Here is an 11,639-nt window from a genome sequence, read left to right on the forward strand (position 1 = left end):
GATAGCACAGGGCGGCCCGGCCGACTGTGGCCCACGTCACCCGCCGGGTGCTCCGGCCCGCCCGGGGTTCGCGAACCACACCACGGCGGGGATGGACCGCAGGCGGTTCATCTCCTCAACGTTGGCCACGAGATCGAGGTCGCCATCGCCATCCACATCAAGGGGAAAGAGCTGATCCCATTTTTTTCCGTTGAACGTCCTCAGCCCGAGGGACCCCGACCCCCACTTGATGACGTGGGCGACCCATCCCGTGAGGCCCTGTTCCAACCACCACACGGCGGCGACATCCTGCGGAAGCCGGCCGTCACGGTGGATGGCCGCCCCGACGATATCAACCCTCCCGTCGCCATTGAGGTCCAACATAGGGCGGGGGGCTTGGCGATCACCTCGTGCTCGAACCACCCCCACCGGCGTTCCCAAACAGGTGAACCACGTTCTCCGATTGGGCGACGATGTCCGGGAACCCGTCGCCGTCGAGGTCTGCCACCTGCACGTCCAGGTAGTGCCCAACCCCTGTGCCCTCGGGGAGCATCCCGCCATCCTCCCAGGCGTAGGCCGAGAGGGAGGCCTCGGGATCAGGCGGGGATCGCCCCCACAGAATCCGCACCGCGGAGGGGTCGGCGTGGTGCTCGATCCCCTGCACGACGACAATGTCCACGATCCCATCCGCGTCGAGGTCCCCGAACGCTGCGTTCTCGGCGTTGGGGAATCTCCCCACGTCCACGGCCGGCCACGGACGATCGGGGGCCAGGCCCCGCCCTGGGTGGAACACGACGCGGACCCGCCCCGTCCATTCGTAGTTGACAAGGAAATCGGGGTCCCCACCGCCGTTCACGTCCGCCATGTCGAGCCCGTTGGGGAGCCAGTCGCCGGGGTTATCCACCGGGTACATCCGCCACGGGACCCCGAGCTCCGGCCAGTGGGGGGGAGCGGTCCACCGCTACGGCGGGTAGATCCCCACAGCGAGGTCGTGGGCGTAGAAGAACCCGGCCACGAGGAGCGGGAGGGCGAGGACCAAGGTCCACCACTTCACGCGCCGATCCTTCCCCCACCTGGCCCGGCCGTCAACCCCCGGGGCAGTTCATCTCGGCTCTGTCCCCTTTGTACGGGCGCTCGCGCTCCCTCGCGACGCGGTCCACAACGGCGGGGATCCCGTTCTACGTCCAGTTCCTGGGCCGGGAGCTCGCCCGGGGGAGGGGTTCTATAGCCAGCGCTTCCCCGAGCTCCACGCGAAGCAGCTTGAGGACTACGCCGATCCGGGAGAGGACTGGCGCGCGCTGGAGGCCCCCAACTCCAGCGTGGACGGACGACCTAGCCGTCCCGAGGGCCTTCCTTGAACAAGGCGGCGATCCCGCCCTGGGCGGTCTCCTTGTACTTGGGGCTCATGTCTCGCCCGATCTCGGCCAGGGCGGCCACTGCGGTGTCGAATGAGATGCGGTCCTCTCCCCGACACAGGACGGCCAGGCTCGCCGCGTGGAGCGCCGCCACCGCCGCCGCCGCGTTGCGCTCGATGCACGGGATCTGGACGAGCCCGTACACCGGATCGCAGGTGAGGCCAAGGTAGTGCTCGAGGGCGGTCTCTGCCGCCCGGTCCACCTGGGCCTCGGCGTCCCCGCCCAAGAGGTAGCACGCTGCCGCGGCGGCCATCGCGCTCGCTGTCCCCACCTCGCCCTGGCAGCCGACCTCGGCCCCGGCAATGGAGGCGTTCGTGGCCACGGCGAGGCCAATCAGGCCCGCCACGAGGAGGGCATCGTGGACCCGCTCGTCCGGAAGCCCAAGCGTCTCCTGAAGGGTGCGCAGCACGGCGGGGAGAACCCCGGCGGCGCCACACGTGGGGGCGGTGACGACGCGCCCCCCGGCCGCGTTCTCCTCGGCAGTTGCGATCGCATAGGCCGATGCGAGGTCCATCTCCCGCGCCAGGACTCGCCTTCTGCCTTCCCGCCCCTGCAGGGCATCGTGGATATCAGGGGCACGGCGGGCGAGCCGCAGCAGGCCAGGAAGCACGCCCCGGGTGGAGAGCCCGCGGTCGACGGAGCCCCGCATCGCCGCCCAGAGAGCCGAGAGCTGCGCCTCGACCCCGTCGTCGGTGCGCTCCAGGTACCGCTCGTTCTCCCGAACGAACCCGGCAAGGTCGATCTCCCGCTTCCGACACGCGGCGAGGACTTCGGTCATCGTGAACCGTCCCCCTCGAGCCGATTGGGGGCCGAACGTCCCCCCTGCCACCGCTCCACCGCCGAGGGACCGGTACTCCTCCGTGAGCGCGACACGCCCCTCCTCACCGAGGAGTTCGAACCGGAGGGTGTTCGGGTGGGGAAGCTCGCGGTCGGAGAGGTCGAACACGATGTCCTCATCCGGGCTAAACGCGAACCGGCGGCCCGCGATCCCTACCTCCCCCGCCGCCCGCACCGCGGCGAGCACGTCAGGGAGGGACCTTGTTGCATCCCGGTCGGGATCGTGGCCGGAGAGCCCGGCCGCCACCGCGGCGTCGGTGAGGTGCCCCCGCCCGGTACGGGCGAGGCTGCCCAAGAGCACGGCCCGCAGCCGGCCTCCCGCAACCCCCTGGGCAGCGACAAGGCCCCGGAAGTCGCGGGCGGCGAAGAACGGGCCCATGGTGTGGGAGGAGCTAGGGCCGATCCCCACCTTGAGGATCGTGAACACGCTTGGGACGTCCATTGTCCTATCCTACAGCGCCGGCGGGAGGCGGCCCCGGGAGGCGCTTGCGGGCGGAGACGAGGTACCCGGTGAACGCGGTCATCCGCTCGCTGGGGCGCACCCCTTCCCTCTCCCGGACGAGGATCGGCCGCTCCATCAACTCCACCGTCTCGATGAGGGCGAACCCGGCCTCGCGCAGCGCCCGGACCGACTCCTTGAGCTGCTCGGCGGTGGGGACGATCAGGGCGAGCGGCCGGCCCGGGGCGAGGGCAGCCCACGCCGCGGGGATCGCCTCCCACGGGGTGGGGAGGTCGAGGAACACGGCGTCGACGCCCGCCACGGGGAACGGTTCCCCGGCGGTGAGAACTCCCGCCTCCACCCGATCCGCGGATCCGGCGCGGGCGATGTTGGCGAGGGCGTTCTCCAGGAACTCCGCTCTCTGATCGAACGTGTAGATCCGGCCCGTGGGGGCCACGAGCTGGGCGAGCAAGATCGTGAACGCGCCGGACCCGGTCCCCATCTCGACCACCCGCGCCCCCGGGCGGAGGTCGAGGGAAAGCGCGATCCAGCCCGCGTCCTTGGGGTAGACGATCTGGGTGCGGCGCTTGACCTTGAACATCCGGTCCCCGACCCGCGGCCGGAAGGCGAGGAACGGCCGCCCGATGTGGCTGAGGACCGTCGTCCCCTCAAGCTGTCCCGCGATCCCGTCGTGGGCGATCGTTCCCCGATGGCTGTGGAACTCCATCCCCGGCTCAAGGCGGACGAGGAAAGTCCGCCCCTTCCCCTCCTCCACGAGGAGGACGTCCTCCCCATACGCGAACGCCTCAGCCACGGGAGGAGGCTACCCGGCCCCTCCCCCCCGGTCCACCCTATACTCGGCGCACACGTTGGGGGAGGTGACGAGGTGGAGAACATCGCGCTTGCGTTCGGGCTGACCCTCGTGGCGGGCCTCGCCACGGGACTGGGGAGCCTGGTCGCGTTCTTCGTTCGGCAGACGAACTACCGCTTCCTGTCCCTCTCCACCGGCTTCTCAGCCGGGGTGATGCTCTACGTCTCGTTCGTGGAGATCCTCCTCCAGGGCGGAGAGGCTCTGGCTTCGGTCTACGGTCCCGCTACGGGGCAGTGGATCAACGTCGCATCCTTCTTCGGCGGGATCGCCCTCATCGCCGCCATCGACGCCCTGATCCCCGGCCCCGATAACCCCCATCAGCTCCCTACCGCCGAGGAGACCGCCGGCCTCGGGGTCCATGCCGCCCCGTCGGCCCCTCCCGTCGCGGGCCCCCCGCAGGCAAGGCTACTGCGGATGGGCCTCTTCACCGCCTTCGCCATCGCGCTCCACAACTTCCCGGAGGGCCTGGCGACCTTCCTCGCCGCCCTCCACGACCCGACGCTGGGTGGCGCGATCGCCCTCGCCCTTGCCCTGCACAACATCCCGGAGGGGATCAGCGTTGCTGTCCCAATCTACTACGCGACCGGGAGCTGAACGAGGGCCTTTCTATACTCGTTCCTAAGTGGGCTGGCTGAGCCGATCGGGGCCGGGATCGCTTTCCTCGGGCTCCGGCTCGCGTTCAGCAGGACCGGGGCAGGGTTCCCCCCGCAGGTGATGGGGATCCTGTTCGCGGGGGTGGCGGGGATCATGGTCTACGTAAGCCTGGACGAGCTCCTGCCCACCAGCCACGCCTACGGCCGCGGGCACGAGAGCGTCATCGGGCTCGTCGGGGGGATGGCGACGATGGCCCTGACCCTGATCCTCCTGTAGGGACCCCGGCCCCCGGCGCCGCCCCTTGGGCGGAGTGGGGCAGGCCGTGGATCCCGTAGCGCAGCGCACTCGCCGCCACCAGCCACGGCGTCCACAGAGGGGCCCGCTTTCGCCCCGCGCCGGAGGAGACCGCCGCGAGCTCCGCATACACCCGGGAGTTCTGCTCCACCACCGCCCGCCAATCGAGCGAGCGAACCCGCTCCTGACCAGCCCGGCACAGGGCCACGTAGTGCTCGGGCGACATCCGGCAGATCGCCTCCACCTCCCGCGCGAACTCCGCCGGGCTTGCATCGGCCGGGAGCCTTCTCCCCACCGCGTCGTCCACGAGCTCGGCGACCGTCTCGTTCGTCAACCCAACGACCGGGGTCCCGGACGCGAGGGCCTCGATCACGGCCAGGCTTTGCACCTCGAGCTTCGACGCCGACACGAAGACGTGGGCCACGCGGAGGAGGTGCGGGATCTCCGTGTGCGGGACAGGACCGACGATGTCCACGTTCCCCAGCGCCCGGTCGCGGACGTACGCCCGGAGCTCCTCCAGGTACCCCGGTTCGAGCTTCTCCCCGACGAGCACGAGCCGAGCGGGGACAGTGAGGTGCGCCATCATCTCCAGGAGGTAGCGCTGGTTCTTGCGCCGAGCGAACGACCCCACGAACAGGAGCTCCTTCACCGGCTGCGTGATGTCCGCCAGAGGGAGGTCGCGGTACGCCGCGAGATCCCGGCCGTTGGGCACCTGGTACAGAGGCCCCCGGTACCCGAACTGCCGCAGGTCCTCCACCATCGCCGCGTTGAGGGCGATCACCCCATCGCAGCGGTGGAGGAAGAGGCGGATGAACGTGGGGAAGAGGGGGCTCTCCCCCATCCACCGGGTGAGCCGCGGCCTCTCCAGGGAACCGAACGCCTGCGCCTGCGAGGGCAGGCAGTGGAGGGTCACCGCGAACGGCCGCCCATTCCGGTGGGCCCAATCCTGGAACCACAAGGAAAGAGGGCTGAAGTCGTGGGCATGGACAACGTCCGGCCGGAAATCCTGAAGGAGCGCCTCTAGCCCATCCCGCGTCCGGAGATCGGGGAGCTGAACATCCCCGTCCCCGCGCGTCGCCACCCGCACCCTGATCGGTTCGCCCGGGGGAGAAGCGATCCATTCCGTGCGCTCGCCCGGGGTGACGAGGAGGACGTCGTGGGTCCGGGCGCTCGCTGCGGCCAACTCGTGGGCCACCCGTCCCGCTCCCCCGCTCTCCGCGGTGGGGAAGGTCGTCACAAACACGATCCTCATGCCCGAAACCCGTCCCGAGGCATGGCCCTCGAAAGGGATGATACGGCGGAACGAAGATCCCGTCACCCATCCCCACGGCCCCCCCGAAACCAAGGGGCCCGGCTACGTATACTTCTCACGGAGGTGCTGATCATGCGCACGGTTCGCTGGGCATTGCTCCTCGTGGCTGGACTGGCGATCGGATCCTTCGGGCAGGCGTTGGGGACGGCGACGAGCTCGATCCCCCCCGGACAGGTGCGGGTGACGACCGGGGTGTTCACCTTTTCTCAGGGGCAGGGGCTCGCCGTAGAGCTCACGGGCGATGATCCATGCCCCTGCACGTGCGGGACCATCTTCGTGTCCGCCTTCCTCGTCCTCGATCCCACCGGGGCCGTGGTCTACGCCGATGAGGCGACGGCCTACCCCCTCCCGTCGGACGAGTGGCTCGGCCACTGGGACCTGACCACCACGGATGGGGAACCCGTGGCCGAGGGGAAGTACACCCTCCTCGTCATGACCTCGATCGGGGACTTCCAGGCTGAGCTCCAGGTCACCGCGCCCGACCCGGCCCCCCGCGCCGGATGGAGCATGGCCGAGGCCACGGTGTGCGGGATCGGCCTCGCGCTCTACCGCCGGGTGGACGAACGGGACGAGGGGACGACGATCCCCCTGAACGGGGGGGCAAGGCTGTTGATCGCCCTGCCGGGGAACCCCACCACCGGCTACGGATGGGAGGCCGTGGAGGAACCGGCGTTCCTGGCGCGGATTGAGGGCCTCCCCTACCGTGCGGACTCCCACCTCATCGGGGCGGGCGGGGTGTTCTACTTCCGCTACCAGGCGACCGAGGCCGGCGCAGGAAACCTCTCCTTCGCCTACCGCCGTTCGTGGGAGGCCACGCCTCCTGAGAAAACCTTCACCCTCACCGTGATCGTCCGGTAGCGACTCTTCGGTCCCGAGACCGGACGGGACCTTGGGCCGCCCTCCATGGGGGGGCGCGCATCCGGGTACGATTCCCGGGTGAGCATCCTCAGCGATCGGGAGATCGCGGCGCTGGCGAGGGGGAACCCGCCGCTCATCGCCCCGTTTACTCCCCGTCAGGAGGGGAAGCCGTCCTCCGGCCTGGGCTCGTTCGGGTACGACCTTCGGCTCGGACCGCGCTTCCTGATCCCCGAAGGGGGAGCTGGCCTCATCCTCGATCCGCAGGGCACCCCAGCCGAGGCGTTCCGCGAAGCGACCTGCAAGGGGACACTCGAACTCCTCCCCGGCGCGTTCGTCCTCGGGGAGAGCGTCGAGCGGTTCGCGATGCCCCCCGACCTCGTGGGCCTCTGTTGCGGGAAGTCAAGCTATGCCCGGTGTGGGCTCATCGTGAACGTGACCCCGCTCGAACCGGGGTGGCGGGGCCGGCTCACGCTGGCCCTCATCAACGCCTCCCCACTCCCGCTGCGGCTCCACGTGGGGCAGGGGATCGCCCAGATCGTGTTCTTCCGCGGGGAGCGCCCTGCACGCACGTACGGGGAGAAGGAGGCCGGCGGGGCCTACCAGGACCAGGTTGGCCCGACCCTGCCACGCTAGAGGAGGAGCGATGAAGACCGTCGTCGTGCACTACAGCCGGTACGGGACCACGCGCACGATCGCCCAAACGCTCGCCGCGGAATTGGGGGCCGAGGTGCGGGAGATCAAGGCCGTGCGCGAACGCGGGTTCCTCGGGATGGGGCTCCGGGCAGTCTGGGGGATCCCGATGGGGATTCGCCCAATGGACCTCGCCTTCGCGGGAGTGGAGCGGATCGTCCTCTGCACGCCGATCTGGGCGGGAAAGCCCGCCAATCCGGTGCGGACGTTCCTCAAGGAGGCGCAGCTCGAGGGGAAGAGGCTCGCCGTCCTGTTCACCGCCGGCGGGGGGGAAACGGGCCGGGCGCGGGAGATGATCCGGAACTCCCTCGCCGGAAAGCGCGTCGAGGTCACGTTCCTTGGGGAGATCGTCACCCGGAAGGTGGGGGAGGACCAGCTCCGCGCCGAGGCCCGCAAGCTCGCGCGAGCGCTCCAGGGGTAGGATCAACCGGGACTAGAGATGGCCGAACTCGTGTTCGCGTGCCTGGCCGAGGACGAGAGGTACGCGATCTTTGCCCACCAGGCCGTGCTCGCGGGGGTAGTCCTCTCCTCCCTCGAGCGTGAGGCAATCGGAGAACTCTCGCCGTGGGCGAACTACCCACTCCACCTCCACGAGCGGTATCCTCTTGCCCGGCGGCCCCCCCCGCTCGATGAAGTCACGGTGTGCCGCTACGAGGACTTCTTCGAGAACCCGGCGTGGGAGGACGTGATCCCGGTAGAGGAGTCCCTCCGGGGCTGGCTCAGCCGCGAGCTCCCGGCAACCTTTGCAGGATAGGAGGTCCAGATGGGCTACAGGTACGTGGTGATCGGGGCCGGACGGCAGGGCGTGGCGGCGGCCTACGACCTCGCCCGTCATGGCGAGGCGGAGCAGATTACGCTCCTCGACCGCAATGCTGCGATCGCACGCGCGGGGGCGGAGCGGCTGAACGGGCTCCTCGGCCGGCAGGTGGCCGACGCCGCGGTGGGGGATGCGTCCCAACCGCAGATGCTCGCCCCGCTCCTCGCCAAGGCCGATGGGCTCCTCTCCGCCGCCTCGTACCGGTTCAACCTCGGCCTCGCCCGGGTCGCGATCGGGACGAAGACCCACATGGTGGACCTCGGCGGCCATACGGGGATCGTCCGCGACGAACTCGCTCTCGATCGGGAAGCGAAGAACGCAGGGATCGCCCTCGTCCCCGACTGCGGGATGGGGCCGGGGATGAACGTGACCCTCGCCCTGGTCGCGATGGACCTCCTCGACGAAGCCGAAGAAGTCCGGATCTACGACGGGGGCCTTCCGGAGGACCCCAAACCGCCATGGAACTACGCCCTGTTCTTCAGCGCCGAGGGGCTGGTGAACGAGTACGAAGGCGAGGCCTACTTCCTCCGCGGGGGAGTGGTCACCCCCATCCCCGCCCTATCCGAGCTCGAGGAGCTGGAGATCCCGCCGCTCGGGGGGCTCGAGGCGTTCGTGACGTCGGGGGGCCTATCCACCATGCCGTGGACGTACGCAGGAAGGCTGCGCATCCTGGAGAACAAGACCCTCCGCTACCCTGGGCACGCCCATCTCCTCCACGGCCTCCGCGCCTTGGGGCTGTTTGGGCGCGAGGCGATTCAGGTCGGAAACAACCTGGTAGCGCCGCGCGATGTGCTGATCTCCCTTTTCAACTGGGCCCTGACCGACCCCGAGGCCCGCGACGTGTGCGTGATCCACGTCCGGGCGCGGGGGAAGGTGGGCGGCCGCCCGGCCGAGGCCCGAGTGGGCCTCCTGGACCGCTACGATCCCGAGACGGGGTTCCGGGCGATGGAGAAGCTCACCGGATGGCACGCCGCGCTCGTTCTCTCCCTCGCCGTGCGCGGGGAGATCCCCCCCGGGGCGACCCCAATCGAGCGCGCTCTCTCTGGGGACCGGTTCCTCTCCGCCGCCCCGGCGCGGGGATGGGCGATCGAGCGCGACGTCGAGTGAGTCCCGCGGCCCCCATCGTGGCAAGGGCTATCTAGGGCAGCCACTCCCCCTACGAAGCGTGGCAGCCCTTGATGATGTACCCGCCGGATTTCTCGTCCCGTTCGAGATCGAGGATCCCCCGCGCCCCGGCCTCCTCGAGGAGCTGCCCGAACGAGCTGAACCCGTGGTAGGACTCGCTGAACCCTGGACGCCGCCGCTTGATGGTTTGCTTGACCATCGACCCCCAGATGTTCTCCCCTTCTCCCCGCTCCTTGAGGAGGGCCTTGTACGTTTCCACGACGAGGTTCCACGCCTCCTGCTTCTTGGGTTCCACGGGGGGGAGCGCCGGCTGTTGGCTCTTCTTCGCCGCCGGCTTGCGGCCGCCCGACTTGGGCTGGTCCTTGGCGGCCGGCCGCACCGCGCGGACGAGGTCATCGTAGAAGATGAACTCGTCGCAGTTGGCGATGAGGAGGTCGGAGGTGGAGTTCTTGACCCCAACCCCGATCACGGTCCGGTTGTTCTCGCGCAGCTTGCTCACCAAGGGCGAGAAGTCGGAATCGCCGCTGATGATCACAAACGTGTCCACGTGCTGCTTCGTGTAGCAAAGGTCGAGGGCGTCCACCACCATCCGGATGTCGGCGGAGTTCTTCCCGGACTGGCTCACGTGGGGGATCTCGATCAGCTCGAACGACGCCTCGTGCATGGGCGCCTTGAACTCCTTGTAGCGCGCCCAGTCGCAGTAGGCCTTCTTCACCACGATGTTCCCCTTGAGGAGGAGCCTCTCCAGAACCTTTTCGATGTCGAACGCGGGGTAGTTCGCTTCCCGCACTCCAAGGGCGATGTTCTCGAAATCGCAGAACAAAGCCATGTTGACGGTATCCGCCGCTTGTGCTGCCTTCATAAAACCTAACCAACCACCTGTGTGGTGCCTAGCGCGCACCACGCAATTAGATTATACCTGAGGATGGGAAGTCAGCTACCGTCCGCCGGCCGTGAGCTGGGGCGGCCGATCCCCGACGCAAGGGCGGAGAGCGGGAACGCCTCCCGGTAGTCAGAGGTGAGCACAGCCGCCTCAGCGGCGGGCACACCCTGGCGGTGCAGCCGACGGCGAAAGGTGGCCACCGCTCGGCGCCGGACCCACGCGTATCCGATGGAGAACCCAATCAGGGCGGCAAGGAGGCGGACCACCGCTCCCGCCGCCCTGATCCCATGCCATAGCCGTCTCAGTCGTCCTCCTCTTCGTCATCCACGTGAGCGTGCATCCCTTCACCAGCCTTGATCCACTTCTTGATCCCCCGGAAGGCCTCGCGGAGGTTGATCATGTACCCGCGGGCCATCTCGAGCGCTTCCTCCTTGGGGATGCCGGACTCCACGAGCTTTTTGTAGAACGTCCCCACCGCATCGGCCATGCTCTCCGCGGCCTCCTTCGAGTACAGGACGTCGCGCAGCCCCCGGAGGAGCCCTGGCACCTGCTGCGTGACGACATCCAGCACCTCGCGAAACTGTTCCACGTCGGTCTGCCCCTCTTTCTCCTCGTCGCTCATCGTCTACCTCCTTCTAGATTCGCAATACCGGGACTTCCCGCCCGAGGAGGGACAGGCTCCCCGTGACCGAGAACCCGGATTTCGTGGCCCCCACAGCGAGGGTCAGGCCCGCGATCTCCGACCCCACCCCCACCTCGAGGAGGGACGCTCCCACCGTCCGCGCGGCAATGGCCAACCACGTCCGTGCGGGCGGGCCCGGAAGCCGCGCGAACGCGGCACGAAGTTCGTGCCCGAGGCGCATCGCTGCCACGAGCTCCCCCTGGCAGAGCTCGCACCCCACCACGTGCCCGAGGAGGGCCGCCCCTTCCGGCTCGGGGAGGGAACGCGCCGCATAGAACGGAATCCGCTCCCGGGCCTCGTCGCACGTCATGGCCTGAGCTCCTCGGCGAGCCTCTTCTTGGCGTGGAACATCCGTGACTTCACCGTCCCCTCCGGAACCCCTTGCACCCGGGCGATCTCCTCGTAGCGGAGGCCCTCGTAGAACGCGAGGAACACGACCTCGCGCTGGTCGGGGGGCAGCCCCGCCACCGCCCGTTGCACCCGCACCTCCCGCTCCACCGTAGAGGAGGGATCCGGGGATTCCCCCTCTTCGTCGGGGACCCGCTCGCCCTTCACCTCGCCCCGCCCGATGCGGTGCGCGTGATGGCGGGCGATCCCGAAGATCCATGTCGAGACCTGGGATCTCCCCTCAAACTTGTCCGCCCCATTCCACACGGCGACCATCGTCTCCTGCACCACCTCTTCGGCGAGATGTCGGTTCCGGAGGAGGGTGAGCGCGTAGCGGAACACCCGATCGGCGTACCGCTCGTACAGGGCGCGGAACGCCCGTCCATCCCCGCGCGCCACCTGCCCCACCAACTCCCCATCGTCCGCCAATGGCTCTCCTCTCCCCATCCCCCGCTG

At 69.1% G+C, this 11,639-nt stretch carries 15 protein-coding genes and 1 pseudogene; 6 read left to right on the plus strand and 10 right to left on the minus strand.

Features of this window, described 5'->3' with window-relative positions; translation table 11 throughout:
* Positions 1-36 precede the first annotated feature (36 nt).
* The 4 genes from BARAN1_RS06535 to BARAN1_RS05730 all read right to left on the minus strand — a co-directional run bounded on the left by BARAN1_RS06535 (position 37) and on the right by BARAN1_RS05730 (position 3,484).
* On the minus strand, positions 37-363 hold the full coding sequence (locus BARAN1_RS06535; protein ID WP_157959516.1) for an FG-GAP-like repeat-containing protein: 327 nt from the start codon (positions 361-363) through the stop codon (positions 37-39).
* 19 nt (positions 364-382) lie between these two features.
* A complete protein-coding gene (locus BARAN1_RS05720; protein WP_157959517.1) occupies positions 383-883 on the minus strand; it encodes an FG-GAP repeat domain-containing protein in 501 nt (166 codons plus the stop codon).
* Positions 884-1,311: 428 nt separating this feature from the next.
* The gene (locus BARAN1_RS05725; RefSeq protein ID WP_122031591.1) at positions 1,312-2,673 is read right to left on the minus strand and encodes an L-serine ammonia-lyase; all 1,362 of its coding nucleotides are present in this window, start codon (positions 2,671-2,673) and stop codon (positions 1,312-1,314) included.
* Positions 2,674-2,677: 4 nt separating this feature from the next.
* The gene (locus BARAN1_RS05730; RefSeq protein WP_122031592.1) at positions 2,678-3,484 is read right to left on the minus strand and encodes a tRNA (adenine-N1)-methyltransferase; all 807 of its coding nucleotides are present in this window, start codon (positions 3,482-3,484) and stop codon (positions 2,678-2,680) included.
* A gap of 72 nt (positions 3,485-3,556) precedes the next feature.
* Between BARAN1_RS05730 and zupT the strand changes: the two are divergent.
* A pseudogene (zupT, locus tag BARAN1_RS05735) lies at positions 3,557-4,411 on the plus strand (zinc transporter ZupT).
* Here zupT and BARAN1_RS05740 read toward each other — a convergent pair.
* Entirely contained in the window at positions 4,356-5,681 is a 1,326-nt protein-coding gene (locus BARAN1_RS05740; protein WP_122031593.1) for a glycosyltransferase, read from the minus strand. The pseudogene zupT and the gene BARAN1_RS05740 overlap by 56 nt on opposite strands.
* Before the next feature lie 132 nt (positions 5,682-5,813).
* Here BARAN1_RS05740 and BARAN1_RS05745 point away from each other — a divergent pair, with 132 nt between their 5' ends.
* The 5 genes from BARAN1_RS05745 (at position 5,814) to BARAN1_RS05765 (ending at position 9,213) form a co-directional block, all read left to right on the plus strand.
* Complete coding sequence (locus BARAN1_RS05745; RefSeq protein WP_157959518.1) at positions 5,814-6,599, plus strand: protease inhibitor I42 family protein; 786 nt, start codon at positions 5,814-5,816, stop codon at positions 6,597-6,599.
* 78 nt (positions 6,600-6,677) lie between these two features.
* The gene (gene dcd / locus BARAN1_RS05750; protein WP_157959519.1) at positions 6,678-7,232 is read left to right on the plus strand and encodes a dCTP deaminase; all 555 of its coding nucleotides are present in this window, start codon (positions 6,678-6,680) and stop codon (positions 7,230-7,232) included.
* Between the two features lie 10 nt (positions 7,233-7,242).
* Entirely contained in the window at positions 7,243-7,710 is a 468-nt protein-coding gene (locus BARAN1_RS05755; protein WP_122031596.1) for a flavodoxin family protein, read from the plus strand.
* An 18-nt stretch (positions 7,711-7,728) separates the two neighbouring features.
* Positions 7,729-8,043 (plus strand): hypothetical protein, encoded by a 315-nt coding sequence (locus tag BARAN1_RS05760; protein ID WP_122031597.1) that lies wholly within the window; start codon positions 7,729-7,731, stop codon positions 8,041-8,043.
* 9 nt (positions 8,044-8,052) lie between these two features.
* Positions 8,053-9,213: a saccharopine dehydrogenase family protein gene (locus BARAN1_RS05765; protein ID WP_122031598.1), complete on the plus strand. Its 1,161-nt coding sequence runs from the start codon at positions 8,053-8,055 to the stop codon at positions 9,211-9,213.
* 49 nt (positions 9,214-9,262) lie between these two features.
* On the opposite strand, the gene BARAN1_RS05770 is transcribed toward BARAN1_RS05765, so the two are convergent.
* The 5 genes from BARAN1_RS05770 to BARAN1_RS05790 form a co-directional block, all read right to left on the minus strand.
* Positions 9,263-10,093 (minus strand): NYN domain-containing protein, encoded by an 831-nt coding sequence (locus tag BARAN1_RS05770; RefSeq protein ID WP_122031599.1) that lies wholly within the window; start codon positions 10,091-10,093, stop codon positions 9,263-9,265.
* Between the two features lie 71 nt (positions 10,094-10,164).
* A complete protein-coding gene (locus BARAN1_RS05775; RefSeq protein WP_122031600.1) occupies positions 10,165-10,380 on the minus strand; it encodes a hypothetical protein in 216 nt (71 codons plus the stop codon).
* 35 nt (positions 10,381-10,415) lie between these two features.
* Positions 10,416-10,736 (minus strand): hypothetical protein, encoded by a 321-nt coding sequence (locus tag BARAN1_RS05780; RefSeq protein ID WP_122031601.1) that lies wholly within the window; start codon positions 10,734-10,736, stop codon positions 10,416-10,418.
* A 13-nt stretch (positions 10,737-10,749) separates the two neighbouring features.
* Entirely contained in the window at positions 10,750-11,106 is a 357-nt protein-coding gene (locus BARAN1_RS05785) for an anti-sigma factor family protein (protein ID WP_122031602.1), read from the minus strand.
* Entirely contained in the window at positions 11,103-11,630 is a 528-nt protein-coding gene (locus tag BARAN1_RS05790; protein WP_157959520.1) for an RNA polymerase sigma factor, read from the minus strand. The genes BARAN1_RS05785 and BARAN1_RS05790 overlap by 4 nt, the downstream gene beginning before the upstream one ends.
* Between the last annotated feature and the right edge of the window lie 9 nt (positions 11,631-11,639).

The sequence above is a fragment of the Candidatus Bipolaricaulis anaerobius genome, assembly GCF_900465355.1.
Taxonomy (GTDB): Bacteria; Bipolaricaulota; Bipolaricaulia; order Bipolaricaulales; family Bipolaricaulaceae; genus Bipolaricaulis; species Bipolaricaulis anaerobius.

What these genes read in the sequence shown, in the direction of transcription:
- BARAN1_RS06535 (WP_157959516.1), bottom strand. Translation starts at nt 363, where the DNA reads ATGTTGGACCTCAATGGCGACGGGAGGGTTGATATCGTCGGGGCGGCC.
- BARAN1_RS05725 (WP_122031591.1), bottom strand. Translation starts at nt 2,673, where the DNA reads ATGGACGTCCCAAGCGTGTTCACGATCCTCAAGGTGGGGATCGGCCCT.
- BARAN1_RS05740 (WP_122031593.1), bottom strand. Translation starts at nt 5,681, where the DNA reads ATGAGGATCGTGTTTGTGACGACCTTCCCCACCGCGGAGAGCGGGGGA.
- BARAN1_RS05745 (WP_157959518.1), top strand. Translation starts at nt 5,814, where the DNA reads ATGCGCACGGTTCGCTGGGCATTGCTCCTCGTGGCTGGACTGGCGATC.
- BARAN1_RS05755 (WP_122031596.1), top strand. Translation starts at nt 7,243, where the DNA reads ATGAAGACCGTCGTCGTGCACTACAGCCGGTACGGGACCACGCGCACG.
- BARAN1_RS05760 (WP_122031597.1), top strand. Translation starts at nt 7,729, where the DNA reads ATGGCCGAACTCGTGTTCGCGTGCCTGGCCGAGGACGAGAGGTACGCG.
- BARAN1_RS05765 (WP_122031598.1), top strand. Translation starts at nt 8,053, where the DNA reads ATGGGCTACAGGTACGTGGTGATCGGGGCCGGACGGCAGGGCGTGGCG.
- BARAN1_RS05770 (WP_122031599.1), bottom strand. Translation starts at nt 10,093, where the DNA reads ATGAAGGCAGCACAAGCGGCGGATACCGTCAACATGGCTTTGTTCTGC.
- BARAN1_RS05780 (WP_122031601.1), bottom strand. Translation starts at nt 10,736, where the DNA reads ATGAGCGACGAGGAGAAAGAGGGGCAGACCGACGTGGAACAGTTTCGC.
- BARAN1_RS05785 (WP_122031602.1), bottom strand. Translation starts at nt 11,106, where the DNA reads ATGACGTGCGACGAGGCCCGGGAGCGGATTCCGTTCTATGCGGCGCGT.
- BARAN1_RS05790 (WP_157959520.1), bottom strand. Translation starts at nt 11,630, where the DNA reads ATGGGGAGAGGAGAGCCATTGGCGGACGATGGGGAGTTGGTGGGGCAG.